Annotated in this window: 3 protein-coding genes; all 3 read right to left on the reverse strand. The window is 60.3% G+C overall.

The genetic code is table 11. The features are described 5' to 3' along the window. Nucleotides 1–59: 59 nt before the first annotated feature. Genes rpmC through rpsC form a run of 3 tightly spaced genes read right to left on the reverse strand, consistent with a single transcriptional unit; the run spans nucleotide 60 to nucleotide 1,348 of the window. Nucleotides 60–251, reverse strand: a complete 192-nt coding sequence (gene rpmC, locus VZ95_RS14865; RefSeq protein ID WP_045776552.1) for a 50S ribosomal protein L29 — start codon at nucleotides 249–251, stop codon at nucleotides 60–62. Between the two features lie 2 nt (nucleotides 252–253). After that, entirely contained in the window at nucleotides 254–673 is a 420-nt protein-coding gene (gene rplP / locus VZ95_RS14870; protein WP_045776553.1) for a 50S ribosomal protein L16, read from the reverse strand. Between the two features lie 18 nt (nucleotides 674–691). Next, nucleotides 692–1,348: a 30S ribosomal protein S3 gene (gene rpsC, locus VZ95_RS14875; protein ID WP_045776554.1), complete on the reverse strand. Its 657-nt coding sequence runs from the start codon at nucleotides 1,346–1,348 to the stop codon at nucleotides 692–694. Nucleotides 1,349–1,370: the final 22 nt, after the last annotated feature.

Here is a 1,370-nt window from a genome sequence, read left to right on the forward strand (position 1 = left end):
CCCTGCCTTGCAGAACGCGCCTTGGCATTTAAGCAGTCTCCATTCGGAAAGCGACCCTTTTAGCGGGTCGCGGCCCGTTCCGCCAGCACTGTTTTGATGCGAGCTACTTGGCGTCGCACATGGCGGACCCGCGCCGTGTTTTCGAGCTGACCGCTCGCCTGTTGAAAGCGCAGATTGAACTGCTCTTTCTTGAGGTTGACCAGCTCATCCTTGAGCTGGTCATCGGTCTTTACGCGAATATCGTCGGCCATCGTTAAGCCTCCTCGCCGAGGCGCTGAACGAACTTAACGCCCACCGGCAGCTTTGCGGCAGCCAGTTCGAACGCACGTTCAGCGATCTCGCGTGGCACACCGTCCATTTCGAACATGATGCGACCCGGCTTAACGCGGGCGACCCAAAATTCCGGCGAGCCCTTACCGGAGCCCATGCGGACTTCGGCAGGCTTCGACGAAACCGGAACGTCCGGGAACACGCGGATCCAGATACGACCCACGCGGCGGATATGACGCGACATAGCGCGACGGGCCGCTTCGATCTGACGGGCCGTGATCCGGCCCGGTTCCAGCGACTTCAGGCCGAACGACCCGAAAGCCAACTGAGTTCCGCCCTTGGCATTGCCGTGGATGCGGCCCTTATGGGCCTTGCGGAACTTTGTGCGCTTTGGCTGCAACATCGTTTTATTCCCCTAGCCTTAGCGCGTCGGCTGCTGTTCAGCAGCGCGCTTGTCCTGGGCCATCGGGTCGTGCGCCATTACTTCACCCTTGAAGATCCACACTTTGACACCGCAGATGCCATAGGTGGTCTTCGCGGTACCGACGCCGTAATCGACTTCGGCCCGCAGAGTGTGCAACGGCACGCGGCCTTCGCGATACCATTCCATCCGAGCGATTTCGGCCCCGCCGAGACGGCCCGAGCAGTTGATCCGAATGCCTTGGGCACCCAGACGCATCGCCGCCTGAACGGCGCGCTTCATGGCGCGACGGAAAGCAACGCGGCGTTCCAACTGCTGAGCAATGCTCTCGGCCACCAACTTCGCATCAAGCTCCGGCTTGCGGATTTCGACGATGTTGAGGCTGACTTCGCTCTTCGTGAACTTCGACAGTTCAAGACGCAGCTTTTCGATGTCCGCGCCCTTCTTGCCGATCACCACACCCGGACGCGCCGAGTGAATGGAGATACGGGCCTTCTTGGCCGGACGCTCGATGATGACGCGGCTGATGCCGGCCTGAACGAGACGTTCAAACAGCATCTTGCGCAGCTTCAGGTCCTGGTGCAGCAGGGCTGCATATTCTTTGCTGGCGTACCAACGCGAATCCCAGGTGCGATTGATCCCGAGCCGAAGCCCGATCGGATTGACTTTTTTGACCCAT

The organism is Elstera litoralis, from assembly GCF_000963705.1.
GTDB lineage: Bacteria > Pseudomonadota > Alphaproteobacteria > Elsterales > Elsteraceae > Elstera > Elstera litoralis.